This window comes from Candidatus Hydrogenedentota bacterium, from assembly GCA_019695095.1.
Lineage (GTDB): Bacteria > Hydrogenedentota > Hydrogenedentia > Hydrogenedentales > SLHB01 > JAIBAQ01.
Genome location: JAIBAQ010000030.1, coordinates 26722 through 42630, shown reverse-complemented (window position 1 = coordinate 42630; position 15909 = coordinate 26722). Strand labels below are relative to the sequence as shown.

At 56.1% G+C, this 15909-nt stretch carries 16 protein-coding genes; 8 read left to right on the top strand and 8 right to left on the bottom strand.

Annotation, left to right across the window (positions count from 1 at the left end):
• The 8 genes from K1Y02_07515 to K1Y02_07480 form a co-directional block, all read left to right on the top strand.
• Positions 1–266 (top strand): hypothetical protein (locus K1Y02_07515; protein MBX7256195.1); only part of this gene is annotated, 266 nt, incomplete at its 5' end.
• An 84-nt stretch (positions 267–350) separates the two neighbouring features.
• Positions 351–1277: a radical SAM protein gene (locus K1Y02_07510; protein ID MBX7256194.1), complete on the top strand. Its 927-nt coding sequence runs from the start codon at positions 351–353 to the stop codon at positions 1275–1277.
• A 113-nt stretch (positions 1278–1390) separates the two neighbouring features.
• Positions 1391–3766: a hypothetical protein gene (locus K1Y02_07505; GenBank protein MBX7256193.1), complete on the top strand. Its 2376-nt coding sequence runs from the start codon at positions 1391–1393 to the stop codon at positions 3764–3766.
• A gap of 5 nt (positions 3767–3771) precedes the next feature.
• On the top strand, positions 3772–4680 hold the full coding sequence (locus tag K1Y02_07500) for a metallophosphoesterase (GenBank protein ID MBX7256192.1): 909 nt from the start codon (positions 3772–3774) through the stop codon (positions 4678–4680).
• Positions 4681–4834: 154 nt separating this feature from the next.
• Entirely contained in the window at positions 4835–5452 is a 618-nt protein-coding gene (pgsA, locus tag K1Y02_07495; protein MBX7256191.1) for a CDP-diacylglycerol--glycerol-3-phosphate 3-phosphatidyltransferase, read from the top strand.
• Positions 5452–6585 carry an alanine racemase gene (alr, locus tag K1Y02_07490; GenBank protein MBX7256190.1) on the top strand — a complete coding sequence of 378 codons (1134 nt, stop codon included), beginning with the start codon at positions 5452–5454 and terminating at the stop codon, positions 6583–6585. The genes pgsA and alr overlap by 1 nt, the downstream gene beginning before the upstream one ends.
• Positions 6582–7118: an NYN domain-containing protein gene (locus tag K1Y02_07485; protein ID MBX7256189.1), complete on the top strand. Its 537-nt coding sequence runs from the start codon at positions 6582–6584 to the stop codon at positions 7116–7118. The genes alr and K1Y02_07485 overlap by 4 nt, the downstream gene beginning before the upstream one ends.
• A 6-nt stretch (positions 7119–7124) precedes the next feature.
• On the top strand, positions 7125–7946 hold the full coding sequence (locus K1Y02_07480; GenBank protein MBX7256188.1) for a DUF72 domain-containing protein: 822 nt from the start codon (positions 7125–7127) through the stop codon (positions 7944–7946).
• On the opposite strand, the gene K1Y02_07475 is transcribed toward K1Y02_07480, so the two are convergent.
• From K1Y02_07475 to K1Y02_07440, 8 genes are all read right to left on the bottom strand, one after another.
• Positions 7929–10097 carry a glycosyltransferase family 39 protein gene (locus K1Y02_07475; protein MBX7256187.1) on the bottom strand — a complete coding sequence of 723 codons (2169 nt, stop codon included), beginning with the start codon at positions 10095–10097 and terminating at the stop codon, positions 7929–7931. The two genes, K1Y02_07480 and K1Y02_07475, sit on opposite strands and share 18 nt — an antisense overlap.
• A 14-nt stretch (positions 10098–10111) precedes the next feature.
• Positions 10112–10948 carry an NAD(P)-dependent oxidoreductase gene (locus tag K1Y02_07470; GenBank protein MBX7256186.1) on the bottom strand — a complete coding sequence of 279 codons (837 nt, stop codon included), beginning with the start codon at positions 10946–10948 and terminating at the stop codon, positions 10112–10114.
• A 6-nt stretch (positions 10949–10954) separates the two neighbouring features.
• Entirely contained in the window at positions 10955–11191 is a 237-nt protein-coding gene (locus K1Y02_07465) for a CDGSH iron-sulfur domain-containing protein (GenBank protein ID MBX7256185.1), read from the bottom strand.
• A 13-nt stretch (positions 11192–11204) separates the two neighbouring features.
• Positions 11205–11771 carry a hypothetical protein gene (locus K1Y02_07460; protein ID MBX7256184.1) on the bottom strand — a complete coding sequence of 189 codons (567 nt, stop codon included), beginning with the start codon at positions 11769–11771 and terminating at the stop codon, positions 11205–11207.
• Positions 11772–11826: 55 nt separating this feature from the next.
• Positions 11827–13227, bottom strand: coding sequence for a PDZ domain-containing protein (locus tag K1Y02_07455; protein ID MBX7256183.1), 1401 nt, complete (start codon positions 13225–13227; stop codon positions 11827–11829).
• Positions 13217–14590 (bottom strand): trypsin-like peptidase domain-containing protein, encoded by a 1374-nt coding sequence (locus tag K1Y02_07450; protein ID MBX7256182.1) that lies wholly within the window; start codon positions 14588–14590, stop codon positions 13217–13219. The genes K1Y02_07455 and K1Y02_07450 overlap by 11 nt, the downstream gene beginning before the upstream one ends.
• Positions 14591–14757: 167 nt before the next feature.
• The gene (locus K1Y02_07445; GenBank protein MBX7256181.1) at positions 14758–15228 is read right to left on the bottom strand and encodes a helix-turn-helix domain-containing protein; all 471 of its coding nucleotides are present in this window, start codon (positions 15226–15228) and stop codon (positions 14758–14760) included.
• 105 nt (positions 15229–15333) lie between these two features.
• The gene (locus tag K1Y02_07440; protein MBX7256180.1) at positions 15334–15909 is read right to left on the bottom strand and encodes an RES family NAD+ phosphorylase; all 576 of its coding nucleotides are present in this window, start codon (positions 15907–15909) and stop codon (positions 15334–15336) included.

Sequence of the window (15909 nt, the reverse complement as noted above, 5' to 3'; positions counted from 1 at the left end):
GAGTGAACATCCTCGAAACGGTGTTAGGTGCGGCCGATCTCGTGCCGGGCGGAAAAGAAGTTGCCGACTTTCTGCGTCAAGGCGGACTTCGAATACGCCTCAAGGGCCCCATCGACAACCCGACCCCCACCTATGACTTCAAGGGCAACGTGACGGGGATTGCTCAGGAGGTCCTGAAGGCAACGGAAAGCGGGAAGAACGCCGTAAAAGACGAATTGGTGAAGGGCGCTACAGAAGCACTCAAAGGCATTCTCCAAGGCCGTTGAAAGCGGCGTTCTTTTGGAATCCCGGCGGTGTCTGTGATACCATTTCGCTCGAAAACCCCACGCTTTTTATAGGAGATCGCTTCGGTGAGGCACCCATTACCCGAAATGCCCCCGCGTGTCCAGATTCAGACGCAAGCCGGGTGTAACGGCCGCTGCATCTTCTGCCCGAATGAGGAAGTACTCAAGTCGGATTTGGAGCATGGCCGCATGCCTCTCGATCTGTTCAATAAGATTATTGACGAGTTGGCGCAGCATCCCCCGCGGCGAGTGGGCATGTACATGCAGAACGAACCGCTGCTCGACAAGCGCATGCCGGATCTTGTGCGTACCGTGACCGAGAAGATACCGAGCACGAAGTCGCAAGTAATCACCAACGGCACCTACCTGTCGAAAGAGAAAGGCGAAGCCCTCATTGACGCGGGTTTGAAGCAACTGAAGTGCAGTCTTCAGTCTCTCGATCCGGAAACCAACCGCGAGATCATGGGCTACGACAGCACGAAGGTGATCGAGAACTGTATCGAGTTCCAGAACACGATCAAGCGTAAACGGTCTGACATCGATTTCCGCGTTTCGATGGTAGTCACCAACAAGAACATGCACGAGATTGAGAAGGCGCGCCGATTCTGGAAGAAGCACGGCGTGCGTCTGGTCACTTCGGCGTTGGAGAATCGGGGCGGAAACATCAAAGATGCTGACCAGCTTAACGTGGGTGAAATGCGGTCCATGGGGAACTGCATTCGTCCGTCGCGCGACATGATGATCCTCTTCAACGGCGACGTGCCCCTGTGCTGCGTCGATTGGCATCGGACCGCCATACTCGGCAACGTGGAAAAGCAGAGCATTCGCGACGTGTGGCACGGCCAGTTCGTCGAGAAGGTTCGCGACGGCCTGGGAGAGGGCAAGGCCGAAATGCTACCTGACATATGCGTTGGGTGCGGCGAAAGCGCGTGTCCCAATCTTCATCGCCGCGGGTTGCGCGGCATTCTCAGCCGCATTGCCGCGGCATTCTGACCCAATCCCATCCATCCAACGATTTGCGTGAGCTTTCCTTGTGCGTGTGACTCGGGGTATTCTTCACCGGCCAGTCGTTGCGCCACTCAGATGCGCTTGAAAGGAAGGCTTCTATGCACGTGCTGATACTGTTGGCTTTGGGAACAGTCATACAGGGCCCCGGAACAGTCTGGTCGGACGCCTTCGAGGCAAGAGATACCGGAATTGCTGTGGCATCCTCTGGCGATTACCACATCTGGGTTTGGGTCAAGGGCGATGCCGAGGGTGTCGTGAAGCTCGGGGACTCGCAGCTTAAACTTGCAAAGACCTCCAGTTCGGATTACGTCTGGCAGAATCTTGGCCTTGCTCCGTTACCCCAAGGAACGGTGAAGGCAGAGTTTCCCGATAATGTGGCTGTCATCGTCGCCACGACTGACGCCGCTTACGACCCCAAGGCCATTTTGCCGTATCTACGCGTTAAAGATACTCCCGAGACTGTGGGTGACTCGCGCGCGGCTATCGAGCGTTTTACAAATACCGTTTTTACGATGACCCCCTTCGAAGGAAAGCAGCAGTGGGAAGGGTATGCCAAAGGTCTGCGGCGGCGCTTCAAGGTTTCCTCGGGGTTGTGGCCATTTCCCGAACGTACGCCACTCAACGCAAAGGTCTCCGAGGTTGCCCGTCACGATGACTACATCGTGGAGAAGGTTGCCTTGGAGGCGTGGCCCGGATTCCTTGTAACGGGCAATGTGTATCGCCCTGTGGGTGATGGCCCCTATCCGGCTATCGCGTGCCCGCACGGCCACTGGGATAAAGGCCGGTTCGAAAACGACGAGAAGTGCAGCGTGGCGGCGCGCTGTATCACGTTCGCGCGCATGGGCATGGTCGCGTTCAGCTATGACATGGTTGGCTACAACGACAGCCGCCAGTTTTCCAAGGATTGGGGCCACAAACCTCCCAGCGTGCCTATCGAGCAACGCCGGCAAGAGGCCCTCTGGGGCATTCACCCGTTTGCGCTCCAACTGTGGTCGAGTGTGCGCGTGCTCGACTATCTTGAAGCCTTGCCCTACGTTGATCCCATGCGCTTGGCCTGCACGGGCGCTTCTGGCGGCGGCACCCAGACCTTTGCGCTCTCGGCTATCGACCCCCGTGTAAAAGTGTCCGCGCCTGTCAACATGATTTCGCACACTATGCAGGGCGGCTGCATGTGCGAGAACGCGCCCATCATTCGCTTTGACGCTTCCAACATGGAAGTGGGAGCCCTTGCGGCGCCGCGTCCGATGCTGATGGTGTCGGCGTCTGGTGATTGGACGAAGACCACGCAAACGGTCGAGTTCCCCGCCATACGTGGCGTCTACGAGTTTTACGACGCGGCGGACCGCGTCGAGAATGCGCCGTTCGATTTCGGCCACAACTACAACAAGTCCAGCCGAGAAGCGGTGTATCGTTTCTTTGGTAAGTGGCTATTGAACGAGACCGAAAAATACGCTTCATTCACAGAGCCTGCCTACGAGATGGAGCCCATCGAAGCGCTCCAGAATTTCCCCGGAAAGGATGCTCCCGCCGGCTATCCCGACGCTCAGACCGTCGTGAAGACCATCATCGCCGCGGATAGAGCCAAGTGGGAAGCAACGCTTCCCAAGAACGCGAATCAGTTTGAGGGTTTCCGCTCATTGGCGGCGCCCGCGCTCGACGATATCGTCGGCGGTCAAGTGATGACGGACAATCGCGGCGGCATCAACAAGCTGAACGTTGAGAAACTCGGAGTTGTAGAAGGCGACACATACACGCTTGAACGCCTAATCGTTCGCAATGATCTCATGGGCTCTGTGTTGCCTGCGCTTCTATACCGGCCCAAGGTAGATAAGCTGACGGGTGGCGTGCTGGCCGTGCACAGCGACGGCAAAGCCGCCTTCGCAAATACCGGACAAGGTGGACCGGGAGACCTGATCAAGGGACTGTTGGCAAAGGGTCGTGCCGTGCTGACACTTGATGTGTTCCTCACCGGTGAGCACAATTCCCCGACTCAACGTACCGTTCGCGTCGAAAAGAGTTTTCCGGATACGTTTCTGCCGACTGACACGGCCTATCGTATCCAAGACGCCACCGTGGGAATTGCCTATCTGCGGTCGCTTCCCGAATGCGCTGCCAACGTAAGCGTTATCGGTTTGGGCGATGCCGGCGTGTGGTGCCTGTTTGCGACAGCGCTCGCGCAGAGCCGCGACGAGGGAAGCGTGCGCGCACTGGTCGCCGACGTTAATGGGTTTAATCCCGAAGACGACACCGCATGGGTGAAGGGTCCGTATATGCCCTGTATTCGTGCCGTGGGTGATGTAACGACGGCCGCGACGCTTGCGGTTCCCGCCCAGCTTACGCTCTGGAATGCGGCGGCCACGGATTCGTGGAGCAAGGCGTTGGCAAGCTATTCCGCCGCGACTGGCAAAGAGGCCGCGTCGCTTCTTAACGCGGGCAGCCCCGCTGTCGATGCCGTAGTGGCTGCGTTGCAGTAGGCTCAATGGACACGCCGGTACTCCAAGCAAGCGATGTAAGTGCAACGGACAAAGCGCGGGATACTCTGCTGCAGGTCGCGGACCTCCATTTCTGGAGCCTGACGGCAAATCCATTGCGTCTGCTGAACAAGCGTGCCTTGGGTATACTCAACGTGGCCTTGCGGCGCCGCCACGAGTTCGATGCGGAGCGTGCCTACGCGCACATCGAAGCTTTGGTGAACTGCTCGTGCGGACAGTTGTTGTTGACGGGTGATTTCGCCTCCACCTCGCTCGACGAGGAATTCGAACAGGCACGCTGCTTTGTCGAAACGCTCGTCAAGCGCGGGTTCAAACCCTACATACTTCCCGGAAACCACGACGTCTATACGTTTGAATCGGTGCGCGCGCATCGTTTTGAACGTCACTTTGGCGAATACCTGCCTCGAAACGGATATCCTTCCATGCACGTGTTGCCTGGCGGGACTTCCCTGCTGCTGGCGCCGACCGTGTGCCCCAATCTGATCTCGTCGAGAGGGCGCGTCGAAGACCATGTTGTGCGACGTCTGAAAGAGATGCTTGCCGATGCTTCCGATCCGGCAATCGTCGCGGGACACTATCCGCTGCTCCTTCACACGCCTGGCTACACACTTTCCAAGGAACGTCTGCTGCGAAACGCACAGGCACTGCGGGTGGTGCTGGGCGAGTGCCAAAAGCGAGTACTGTACGTCTGCGGCCATGTTCATCGCTTCTCGTACGTCCGCGATGAAATCTACTCGAACCTCTCGCATTTGAGCACAGGAACCTTCTTCGGAAAGCACCATCACGGCCCCGCCAATGGTAGCTTTTCGGAGATTGTCGTGTACCCCGATAGCTTCGGTGTCTACAAACACACGCATGTGGATGAGTGGACACGAAAATCCGTCTCGGCCGGATAACTGCACCGGACGAATGCGAAACGGCCAATCCCTTTGGTAGAATCCGAGTGTATCAAGGTCGAGACGCCGTACCATCGGCGACGGGGAGTATGTAGCCATCGCATCCGAAGTACCCAAGCACGACGCCAACCGGACTGTGTCAACAGGGACGGGCATGAATCTGCCCAATCAGCTCACGCTGGCGCGGGTAGTCATGGTGCCGCTGTTTGTCCTGTTGCTGTCGATCCATCATTGGTCTTGTTACTCGCTTGGCTACGTTGTCTTCGCGGCCGCCGCCATTACGGACTATTGGGACGGCAAGATAGCGCGTTCGCGAAATCTCGTAACCAACTTTGGCAAATTACTCGACCCTGTGGCCGATAAGGTCCTGCTGACGGCGGGATTCCTTATGCTTATGGTCTTGCCGACGCCGCAGGATCGATCGGTTATGAGTCTGCACATCCCAGGTTGGACCGTCGTGGCGATCCTCGCCCGCGAGTTTCTCGTAACCGGCGTGCGTTCGCTCGCGGCCAGCGAAGGCGTCGTTATCGCCGCAAACAAATTCGGCAAAGCTAAAGCGGCCATCCAAATGATCTATGTGTTCGTATTCCTGTTCCTGGCTATCGCAGAGCAGTTTGTTGTGTGGTGGTTGCCCGGACAGGCAGATCTATACCGTACCGGATTGTTCTGGTCGTCCTACGTCGCAATAGTCGCGGTGGCCGTGTACACGGTCTACAGCGGTTTCCAGTTCATGCGTATCAACTGGCGCGAACTTCATTTGGGGAGGCTTTAGTGTCCATACCTTCGCCCTCAAGGGCAATCGTCGATCTCGGCGCATATGCGCGCAATCTCGCCTATGTCCGCACGCTTATTCCCAAGGAGTGTGCCTTGATGCCGATTGTGAAGGCCGATGCATACGGTCTTGGCGCGGTACCTATCGCCAAAAAAGCCATCGAGTGCGGCGCGGCGATGCTGGGCGTTGCATCGGTCAGCGAAGCGGTCGAGTTGCGGGAGGCGGGGATCATGCACCGTATTCTCGTCATGGTTCAGCCCTCCGATGATGCGCTTCCGGCCGCCGTCGAATACGAATTGCGGCTGATGATTTCCGAAACTTCCTGTGCCGAACGCGTGGGCGAGCTCGCGCGCCGGGCCAACCGCGTTGTGCCGATTCATTGCAAGATCGATACGGGCATGGGCCGGCAAGGTTTGAACGCGGACACGGCCGTTTCGCAAATGCTGTATCTCACGCGCGTGTCGCACGTGGATCTCGAGGGAGTGGCAACGCATTTCCCCATCGCCGACTCTGCCCGCGATCCGTTTACCGCGAACCAGCTTCGCACCTTTCGCCACGTGCTTCGCCAGCTGGAGAAAGAGGGCATACCCTACGAGATGGTGCATGCGGCAAACAGCGCGGCTATCGTCAATCATCCCGCCAGCGTGTTCGATATGGTACGGCCCGGTCTGATGACGTACGGCGTCTGGCCGACCGACACGCCTCCGGCCACGTCGCCCCTTTCGCAGGTTCTTCGTTGGGAATCCGAAGTAGTCCTTGTTAAGGATCTTGAAAAGGGCGTCACAATCGGCTACGGACGAACGTATACCGCTGATGAAAAGATGCGTATTGCGCTTGTCCCGGTGGGCTATGCCGACGGATTCAGATACAGTCTTTCGAATCGCGGCCACGTGCTCATCCGAGGTAAGCGTTGCCCGGTACGCGGAAGCGTGTCGATGGATCAGATTGTGGTGGATGTCACGCAAGTGGCCGGTGTGACTCTGGGCGATCCCGTAACGATCATTGGACGCGACGGATCGCTGACGATCACCGTCGAAGACGTTGCAAAGCAAGCCGAGACCATTCCCTACGAGATTCTCACGGGAATTGGCCGGCGTGTTCAGCGCGTGTATGTCGACACGCCGCATGCATGAGCACGCTCTATTGTATTGACGGCTACAACGTCATCCACTTTTGTCGAAAACTGAAGCCGCTCACCATGTCAAACTTTGAGGCGGCGCGCGACAGCCTCATCGAACGGGTTTCCCGGTACTGCACAATTACCGGAGACCGCGCCAAGATTGTCTTCGATGGAAGAAACCGTCGTGGCGAATCCGAGCTTCCTCTTCACGGCGGACAGGGACTGGAAGTGCTCTTCTCACCCGGTCACCTAACCGCGGATACGGTGATCGAACGGTTTGTGCATGCCTCCGCCAATCGCCGCGAGATTGTGGTCATTTCCGGCGACCGTGGAATCCGCGATCTGTGTCGCGGGTTGGGTGCGCTAGTCTTGACTCCTGAGTCATTCTTATCGTCGATGGACACGGCGTTGACGCAATCACGAGCATCGCTGCAACGTGAGGCAACAAAGTACAGCAGTAACCCTGTGGAAGAACGGTTGTCCGACAAATCCGTCAGGCGGCTGCAGAAACATCGCGATCGCTTGCACAAACGCCCCAAGGACTGATTGCGCATGCCTCCATCCACTGGCAGTACATCGCAGGTACGCCTCGGAACCTGCTCGTGGAGCACTTCGGATTGGGTGGGAAAAGTCTATCTGCCCGGCACAAAACCCGTCGACTACATCGCGCAGTATGCGCAACGATTCAAGACCGTCGAGGTCGATTCGTCGTTCTACGGAACACCGCGAATTGGGACTATCGAAGGGTGGCGTGATCGCACTCCCCCCGAGTTCATCTTCTCCGCGAAAGCCCCGCAAGTCATCACGCACGACAAGATGTTGCTGGACTGCCAACGAGAGCTTCAGGAATTCCTGAATGCGATGACACTCTTGGGCGACCGGCTCGGTCCGCTCGTGTTTCAATTTCCCTACTACTCCAAGAAGACCGGTGTTGACGAGAAGACTTTCCTGACCCGGCTTGATGCATTTCTTCCGCTTCTGCCTCGCGATTCGCACCGATTCGTCGTTGAAGTTAGGAACAAAGCATGGATCACCAAGCGGCTATTGGCCTTGCTTCGTGAACACCACGTGACGTTGGCGTTCATCGACCATCCGTGGATGCATAGCCCGGAGTGGTTCAGCCGTCATGAGGAACTCCTGACCGGAGATTTTGCCTATTTTCGTTGGTTGGGTGACCGATACGGGATCGAGAAACTCACGAAGACTTGGGGAGAACATGTTATTGATCGACGTAACGATATTGCGCGATGGGTTCCTGCTATCAAACAGATTCTCGACAAGGAAATCCCCGTCTTTGGATACTTCAATAGCCACTACTCCGGATACGCTCCCGGCGATGTCGAGATCTTGTCGGAGCTATTGGGGTTGAGGTGATTGCGCCGGAGAGGGTGGCGCGTCCGCGGTTTCGATGCCGAATGTCAGCAGTGACCCGGCATTCCTCAGGGGTTGACTGGTCTCCATCGGGAAACCCCGACCCCCTTGCGGGCCGCCACGCACGCCGGCTCGCGGTGTTTCCAATACGTTATCGAATGTGAGTGATAGTGTATTTAATCCTTGACGCACGGCGCTCTCGGGAACCGTGAGCGTCAATTCCGAACGGGTGTGCTGCTTCAAGACAGCCGCGCCCAGCGAAACCCCATTTACTGCAAAGGCGACTCCTTGGTCTTTCTCGAGTCTCGACGGAGGCACCATGGCGAGCTTGATTCGGTACGAGTGCCCCCATTTTAATTGAAACAGCAGCGTACACACCTTCTCCGTCGCGACGAATCCACCGTCGTTCTGGGCGGCGATCTGCATGCTCATCAACCATCCTTTGCCCAGGAATGGCTTCTGATCGAGGCCTTCCACATACATGTCGGGGCGCGGAGGGACTCCTGCCACGTAGTCGTATTGCGACAAAGGTGTATCGTGCTTGAATGCGAACCACGCGTTTGCGGGAAACGAGAAGGGATTGCCGATCATGTCATGGAGCAAGGTTGCGGAGTGCGACCATATCCGCTGAAATGTCACGGGCAACAACGAATCCGTGTACCCTTCGCGCATTTGCTTCTGCAACGTAACGTTGTAGAGAAATGTCAAGACAACAACAAACGCCGCGGGAATGAAGGGCCTCTTGCGGCAGAATCCAACGAACCAAACGCCGAATGCGGCGAAGCCCGGCGCCATGAAGGGCATGTCTCCCGCAAACCGACGCATGCCAAATGATCCACCCGCCCACCATGCCTGGATTGCGGCATTCATGTATACGCTGAGGGCAAGAATGACCGCGCAGACGACAGCTATGTAGCGCGACCGAGGCCATAATGTGAGTACCCCAATGAATCCAAACAGAAGCACCGGGTGCCACGCGAACAGGCCGTGATGAGCCGAAAACAGCACTTCTGTGATTGCCGGATGCGCCCATTCCATAGGACTTCCCGGTGGAAAGTGAATACCTTTGTGCGCCCAATCCTCACGGACGGCGTGCGTGATGATCTGAGGCAAGAACGTGAGAAGCATGGCGCCTGCGCAGAGCAATACGCCTATTGCCGTCTTGGCGCGAGCCCCGCTAGAGGCAACAATGACTTCCGAGATGGGAATGATTATTAGCGTGATGTGATTTGGGCGAACGAGTGAGGCCAGTCCGATCGTCGCGCCAAAACCTATCCAAGTCCAAAGTGTCCATCGCTCCCGAAATCGTAACCAGAACCAAAGCACGAGCGCGACTGCAAAAAAGTCAGGTGCGTGCGACATCCAAGGTTGGTCGGTGAGGTACCAAATCAACGGAGTCGACGTCCACAGAAACAGAATCGTTATCAGCGACGCCCGCACCGAAAACCACTTGCGAAGCGTTGCGTAAATCAGGGCCATTCCAATTGCGGCGGCGACATGGCTGCCGAATGCAGCCGCCATCGCGTATGGACTCGACATTCCATTCAGTGGTACAGCTACCCCAAGCGCATTCACGAGGTGCAGAAAGACCAATGCGGTCAAATAGAAGGGTAACCAGATAACAGCGCTTCCAATCGGCGCGACGTTGTAGTCCGGTCGCTCGGGATGGTCTTCCTGCATGGATTTCCACGTATTCGGAATCTCACGATATTCATTCTCGAAGCTGAGATCGTGATCGAAGACCCAGGAATGTAGGTATGAGAAGTATTGAGGCTCATCGTGGCCAATCAGAATGCCCCAATGATTAAGACCGCGCGCTACCGAAATGAACGCGCAGACTCCGATGAGAAAGAGGGCGAAGATGGCGAAATAGGACCAGCAATCAGCGCTCGAACGTCCTTTGCCGCGGCTCGATATCCAAACGAACTGAGCGGCAAGTACGATGAGCATTCCCGTGTGAATCGGTAGCGCATTCGCGCCGATGAAACCACCGAGAGCACTCTTGTATAGCGGCGCTGCCAGCACAGACAGAAAGAACAGTAGAGAGAAAAAAACGATCAATAAGAGTTGCATGGCGATTACGCCGCGCTGAAATGGAATCGGCGTTGCACCTGCCTCGTTTTCTTCACGTTGCTTTTTGTCTGAAGTCGACACAACTCCCCCTCACACTACCGAACCGGAATACCTCTCTCATCGCGATCCCGAAGCTCTTCCAAGAACGTCCCGAAGTTGTACTTGGGAGCGTATCCCAGTACTTCCTTTGTCCTCGAGATATCGCTCAAGATTGGATGCTCAGGAAAACGCAGCGCGTACTTGTCAATTAAGTCGCCATATCCAGGCCAATACGATTCAATGATTCCCTTCGGATCGTTGGCGAACCGTTCACAGTCTTCCAGTGAGAATGGATGATCTTTCCCAATTTCGAAGCAGTCGAAATCCAGAGTCCCTTGACTCACAAGCTCTATCAGGCGAAGCGTTGCCCCGATTACGTCTCTTCGGTCGACACCCCCAGTAAGGAGTCGTTCTCCGTATCGCACGAAGTCATCGCCAAAAGGCGTGAAATCCCACGGACGAAGGATCCCGATTCGCAACCCATGAACTCGATGATAATACCCGCACAGGTGTTCGCCTATGAACTTGCTGAAGCCATACTTGTCCCGTTCCCAGCCGGCGATCGCGACACTGGAGACCCATACCATCTGATGTACGCTGTGTGCCAAAGCCGATTGAAACACATGAAACGATCCGTCGACGTTCAATTGCCAGTATTCGGCCTCATTCTTCTGTCCTCCGTGCATCCCATGCCAAGCGGGCGTGTGCACGATTAGCTCGCATCCCTCCGCAATGGGAAGAACTTCCTCTAGCTTTCTCAAGTCGGCTTGACGGAAGGTATGGGCGGTGCGCATGTCGCACACGTCGGACAGTACAAGCTCGTGGTGTCCTTCGAGTTCTTCAACGAGTCCGGATCCAAGGTTTCCAGAAGCTCCCGTGATGAGTATGCGCATCGATTGCTATATGCGCTTATGTGTGCCGTCGCAGAACGGGGACTTGTCGCTATGCTTACACTGGCACATAGCGTAACTGCGCTTCTCCGCGATAGTCACTTCCAACGGGGAAAATTCGGAGCCCTTGTGCGATCCGTCGCACCATGGCTGATCTTTCGAACGCCCACATCGGCACCACCAGTATGTGCCCGGCTCCAGTTCGAGAACCGCAGGTTTCCGATCGGCGATGACGGGGTCCGGCATGGCGATTCCTCCTTTATGCTGCCTTACGGTGCGTGGCTAGGGACGGTCTCACAAAAGTCGTTCGACTCACGTTGTTGTCTGGGCGCGACGGATTCGACCGGGGCCGGTAACGCAGTAGACCCTTTACTTCGCTTATGCGTTCATAGAGTGCTTTCACGTCCGGATCGTTTGGAGCGATCTCTCGGGCTGCAGCATATTGCTCTTCCAGCCCCTCCACCAATTTCTCTATCGCAGATCCCCGATCAACCCCCAACTGGTTCTGGGGAAGGTCCAACACGTTAACGATCAACCGTAAGTAGACCTTCGCGAGATTAATGTGGCAAATCATCTCAAAGTACGTCGCGTTGTTGAATCGGGGGATGGGATTGACCTTGCCCTGCTCCTTGAAGAGCGCCAACGCGGTCTGCAATTCCCCCTGTGCGATGCCCAGCCATCCGTTTTTCGGCGAATTCAGGTAGCACGTCCCAAGATAAAAATGCGCGCCCGCATCCTTTGGATTGCGGATAAGATGCTGCTTCAACAATGTGATTGCCTCATCGTAACGCATATCCAGGTACAACACTTCCGCTTCGGCGAACAAGTTCCTCTCCGGTTCCTTGGGGCAACCGGAGAGGACTGCGAAAATCAGCATCAGACTAATTGGTCGTACCATTGTTCCAGCGGGGGCGTATGCGGTAGAAGCCCGTACGCGCGCCAACCCTGCAGAAGGCTGAAAACTCGTTCGGCTTGGCTTCCGATACCTTGGCGACTGCGTCCTGGAATTCTTTCAGGTTCGTCACGGGATAGTCCCCGAAGTTGAGAATGATAGTACCGGGGATGATTCCCGCGAGCTCTGCCCAGCTACCCGATTTCACGCGACGCACTATGACACCCTGCACATCTTCGGACAAATTGAGCAGGATACGTACGTCGGTCGTGATCTCTCGCACGGTCAGCCCGAAAGTCTTGTCTTCGAACTCACCGGCATCTTTCGCCGACTTCGGCCGCGGCGTCAGGGTTAGCGATATCTCAAGCGGTTGGCCGTCGCGAATCAATTTCACGGGCACAGGCTTGCCAACTCCTGTGTCGCGCACAAGCTTCGTGAATCCGACAATGTCGCGATCGAGCTTGGCCGTCACGGGAACGTTGTTGAAACTCACAATCACATCGCCAAGCTTCAATCCCGCGGCCTCAGCCGGCGATGCCGCGATAACAGTGCCCACAACCACACCTCCCTTTTGAGGCAGGTTCCAGTACTCCGCCAAATCGTCCGTTAGTGGCTGGGTGAACACCCCCAGGAAGGCATCTTCCTTTGAGCCTTGCTCTTCCCCTTCAACGGGCGGATTCTTGATGTAGCGCTCGAAGAGATCCGTTTGATAAATCAGCGGATGTCCACTGCGCACATACAATTCACCGCCTTCGTTGGGCGTTAAGTCAAAACCGATAACGCCTATTACTTTGCCGCTCGCATTAATGACCGGCCCGCCCACGTACCCAAAGAGCAGACGTTCGTCTATGCAATAGGTGGTGCGCGGCTTTTCCAGAATCGCCCCGACATGGCGCACAATGACGGATTTGCTGAAGTCGAGCGTCTCTCCAAGCAGTCCTATAATCGCCACTTCCTCGCCCAAGTTGAGCTTCTCGGTAGCGAAGCTTGCGAATGGAAACTGGGTAGGCGTATCAGTCTGAATCTTCAAGAAGCAGATGTTGACGTCCTCCGGTTTCTTCAGCAACTTGGCGTCATATTCCTTTTCCAATTCTCCGGAACCCACCGTCACTTTGATGTTGAATGGTTCCGAGTCCTCCAACTCCATGTGTCCGTGCGCCATCACCATCCCGTCGGGTGACACGAGCAACCCGAGGGCGCGGGTGTTCCGCTTTGAACTCTGTCCGGTGGAGGGATTCGTGATATCGGACGAGTAACTCACAATACAAACTGCAGGCGAAATTCGCGAGTAGGCATCCTCTACCAGCGAAGCCGGCAACGCTTGCGACTGCGCCGTACCTGCTAAGGTCACCACTGCGAAACAGAACGTGAGAATTCGTTTAACCTTCATCGGAGCTGCCTCCGTCATCTTCGTTGTCTTCTGGATTGGGCGTGCCGCCGCCTTCCATCTGCTTTACCAGTACAAACCGGGTTAATGCACCGCTTTTCACTTCGAACAACACAAGTGCCTGCTTGCTTTCGATGCGCTCTTTGTACAGTTCCTTGAACGCAGTCATGCTCGCCAGGTCTTTGCCATCGACCTTTAGCACGATATCTCCTTGGCGCAGGCCCGCGTTGGCAACTACACCGCCAACCTGGCAACCCGATATGAACATGCCTTGCGTCGACGGCAATTGCGCGGCGCGAGCTATTGATGGCGTCACATCCGATGCAGTGAAGCCCCACTCCGCGAACTCGACTTCTTCTCCCCGCACGTCGCTCTTTTCGATTGGTGTGATGGGAATGTCAATCGATTCCGTGCCGCGTTGAACCTTGGCTGAGACCTTCTCGTCTATCGGAAGATCCGCGATCATCTTTCTCACCGCAGGTAGCGCTTCTACATACCGCGCGTCCGTTGCTTTTCCGTTAATCGACAGCAATACGTCGCCGGGACGCAGACCCGCTTCGGCGGCGGGGGAGAGGGGGTCCACGTCAGCAATGACGACGCCGAGTTGCTTCGGGTCGTCTGTCTTGCTGGTCACTTCCTGAAGCGTTACGCCGATCCAGCTTCGTTGCACTCGACCATTCTTGATAATGGCCTCGATGACTTCCTTTGCCGCATCGATGGGGATGGCAAATCCCACATTGTCCGCGCCACCCAACCGGCGCGCGTTGACGCCGACGACGACACCCTTCAGATTTACCAGTGGCCCGCCGCTGTTGCCGGGGTTGATGGCGGCATCGGTCTGAATCCACGTGTTGTAGGGCGAAACCATATCGTCGTGGTCGCCCAGGTAGCGATCCGTCACGCTCACGATACCCTTCGATACCGATCGGGCCAATCCATGTGGACTGCCGAGCGCAAGCACTGTCTCGCCGGTTTGGAGCCGGCTTGAGCTGCCCAGCTTCACATAGGGCAGTGACTTGTGGTCTGTTTCTAACTTAAGCACGGCCAAATCGGTCAGTTTGTCCGTGCCGACGACCTTGGCCTCCACCTCTTCTTTGTTAAAGAGCACGCATCGCACCAGCGTGGCTTCGCCGGCTACGTGCTCGTTTGTAACCACATACCCATCCGGGGAAATGATGAAGCCGCTGCCTACGACCGACATCTCCTCGCGTTTACCCCCTGTAAAGATCTCCTTCACAGGACGGACGTGGACCAAGGCGGGCGCAACTTTGTTCTTTGCCCGCAGTACGGCGTGCTCGCCGCCCATCGTTACGCAGCCGGAGCAGACGATGCCGCACACGACCGCCAAAACCGACACGTATTTCAATCGGATTCTCCTTAGCGTTGCGCAGGTTCAGACCAAGGCAACATTATACCGGCGTCCCATAGGGAACAAAAACAGGTACAGGTTTATGCGAATGTCTTGAACAGCGTGTCCCCTGGAAATGGATGCAGAGCTCCTTCGCTTTGTCGTGGCGTGTTTCAGTTGCACAATTATTCGAGCGGAACGCCGTCTTGAAGTCGCCAAATCAACCGCCAGACCCGATCCGACTCGCCGCGTTGGATGACTTGGATAGGGGTTAGTCCCAGGAAATATTCGTTGGGTTCCTGAAGCCATTCGCCGATGGCGTCGGCTTCAAGGATGTGTGTCAATTCAGTCTGCAATCGTTGAATCTCGTTTATCCTGCGCAAATCGTCGCGGTCAGGTTTGTGTTCTCCTCGTTCTATTCCGGAAATCTTCCGAATCGAAATACCCGTCAGAGAACTCATATCCTGCTGAGTCAGACCGAGTAGCTCCCTAGTTTTGCGGAAGTCGTTTTGGAGAGCGTTCCGCGTGCGGTTGGGCAGCCCGCGGTGAGTGAGGGCGATCTCTTCGTAGTTTCTCGATGGCGGGCCGTAGTGTGCGCGGGCCTCTGCCACGATGGACTGATTCTTGTAGTCGTCGGCTGCTGGTCGCTTTGTCATAATTTGTCTCTCCGGGTAGACAGTCTTAGTATAACCGAATGCTCCTTCGTTTGCAAGCAAATTAACCTGCAAATTTGCGTGTAGATGGATAGGCTGTCGACAATCTCAGGATAGCACCCTGCATTTTTCGCTTGGAGTCTGGGCATTTTCGATGATCAGCACGACGTTAAAGTCTTCGCTGTGTGGCTTCAGAATCGAGGGGGTCAGCAGAATCTCTACCCCTGACGTAAATGCTGCCCGGCCAACAGCTTGGCAAAGTGACTCACGTCCTTCATCTATGGCTACTTTCCACCGATCTTCCTTCAATTGTCGCAGGGAAAGTGAGAGTTGAGACAGAATTCCGGTGTCTCGGAGGTCGAGGGCCGTAGCCCCGTTGACCTCCAATGCTTTTCCCGTGACTGGGTGGGACCTGCTGAGGGGAATTCCTGCAATCCTATACGTCGAGAGATACTCCGCGTGTGCGAGCCCGGGACTCGATGCGCAGTAGACAGCGTGAAAAGTATTAGGGGGATTCCAGCGGCCACCTGCCCGATACGCCCCAATACCGCTCAGAATCTTTACGTCAGATGAATACTTGCTTGATGCGTAGCGGTAGACGACTCCACTCCACGGGGTCACGCCATGCTTGAGTATTCTTAGAATTCCTTGAAGTATCTCTGTGTATTTTGGATGTGGATTCAT

What these genes read in the sequence shown, in the direction of transcription:
- K1Y02_07505 (MBX7256193.1), top strand. Translation starts at nt 1,391, where the DNA reads ATGCACGTGCTGATACTGTTGGCTTTGGGAACAGTCATACAGGGCCCC.
- K1Y02_07500 (MBX7256192.1), top strand. Translation starts at nt 3,772, where the DNA reads ATGGACACGCCGGTACTCCAAGCAAGCGATGTAAGTGCAACGGACAAA.
- K1Y02_07455 (MBX7256183.1), bottom strand. Translation starts at nt 13,227, where the DNA reads ATGAAGGTTAAACGAATTCTCACGTTCTGTTTCGCAGTGGTGACCTTA.
- K1Y02_07465 (MBX7256185.1), bottom strand. Translation starts at nt 11,191, where the DNA reads ATGCCGGACCCCGTCATCGCCGATCGGAAACCTGCGGTTCTCGAACTG.
- pgsA (MBX7256191.1), top strand. Translation starts at nt 4,835, where the DNA reads ATGAATCTGCCCAATCAGCTCACGCTGGCGCGGGTAGTCATGGTGCCG.
- K1Y02_07440 (MBX7256180.1), bottom strand. Translation starts at nt 15,909, where the DNA reads ATGAATCCACATCCAAAATACACAGAGATACTTCAAGGAATTCTAAGA.
- K1Y02_07480 (MBX7256188.1), top strand. Translation starts at nt 7,125, where the DNA reads ATGCCTCCATCCACTGGCAGTACATCGCAGGTACGCCTCGGAACCTGC.
- K1Y02_07445 (MBX7256181.1), bottom strand. Translation starts at nt 15,228, where the DNA reads ATGACAAAGCGACCAGCAGCCGACGACTACAAGAATCAGTCCATCGTG.
- K1Y02_07470 (MBX7256186.1), bottom strand. Translation starts at nt 10,948, where the DNA reads ATGCGCATACTCATCACGGGAGCTTCTGGAAACCTTGGATCCGGACTC.
- K1Y02_07485 (MBX7256189.1), top strand. Translation starts at nt 6,582, where the DNA reads ATGAGCACGCTCTATTGTATTGACGGCTACAACGTCATCCACTTTTGT.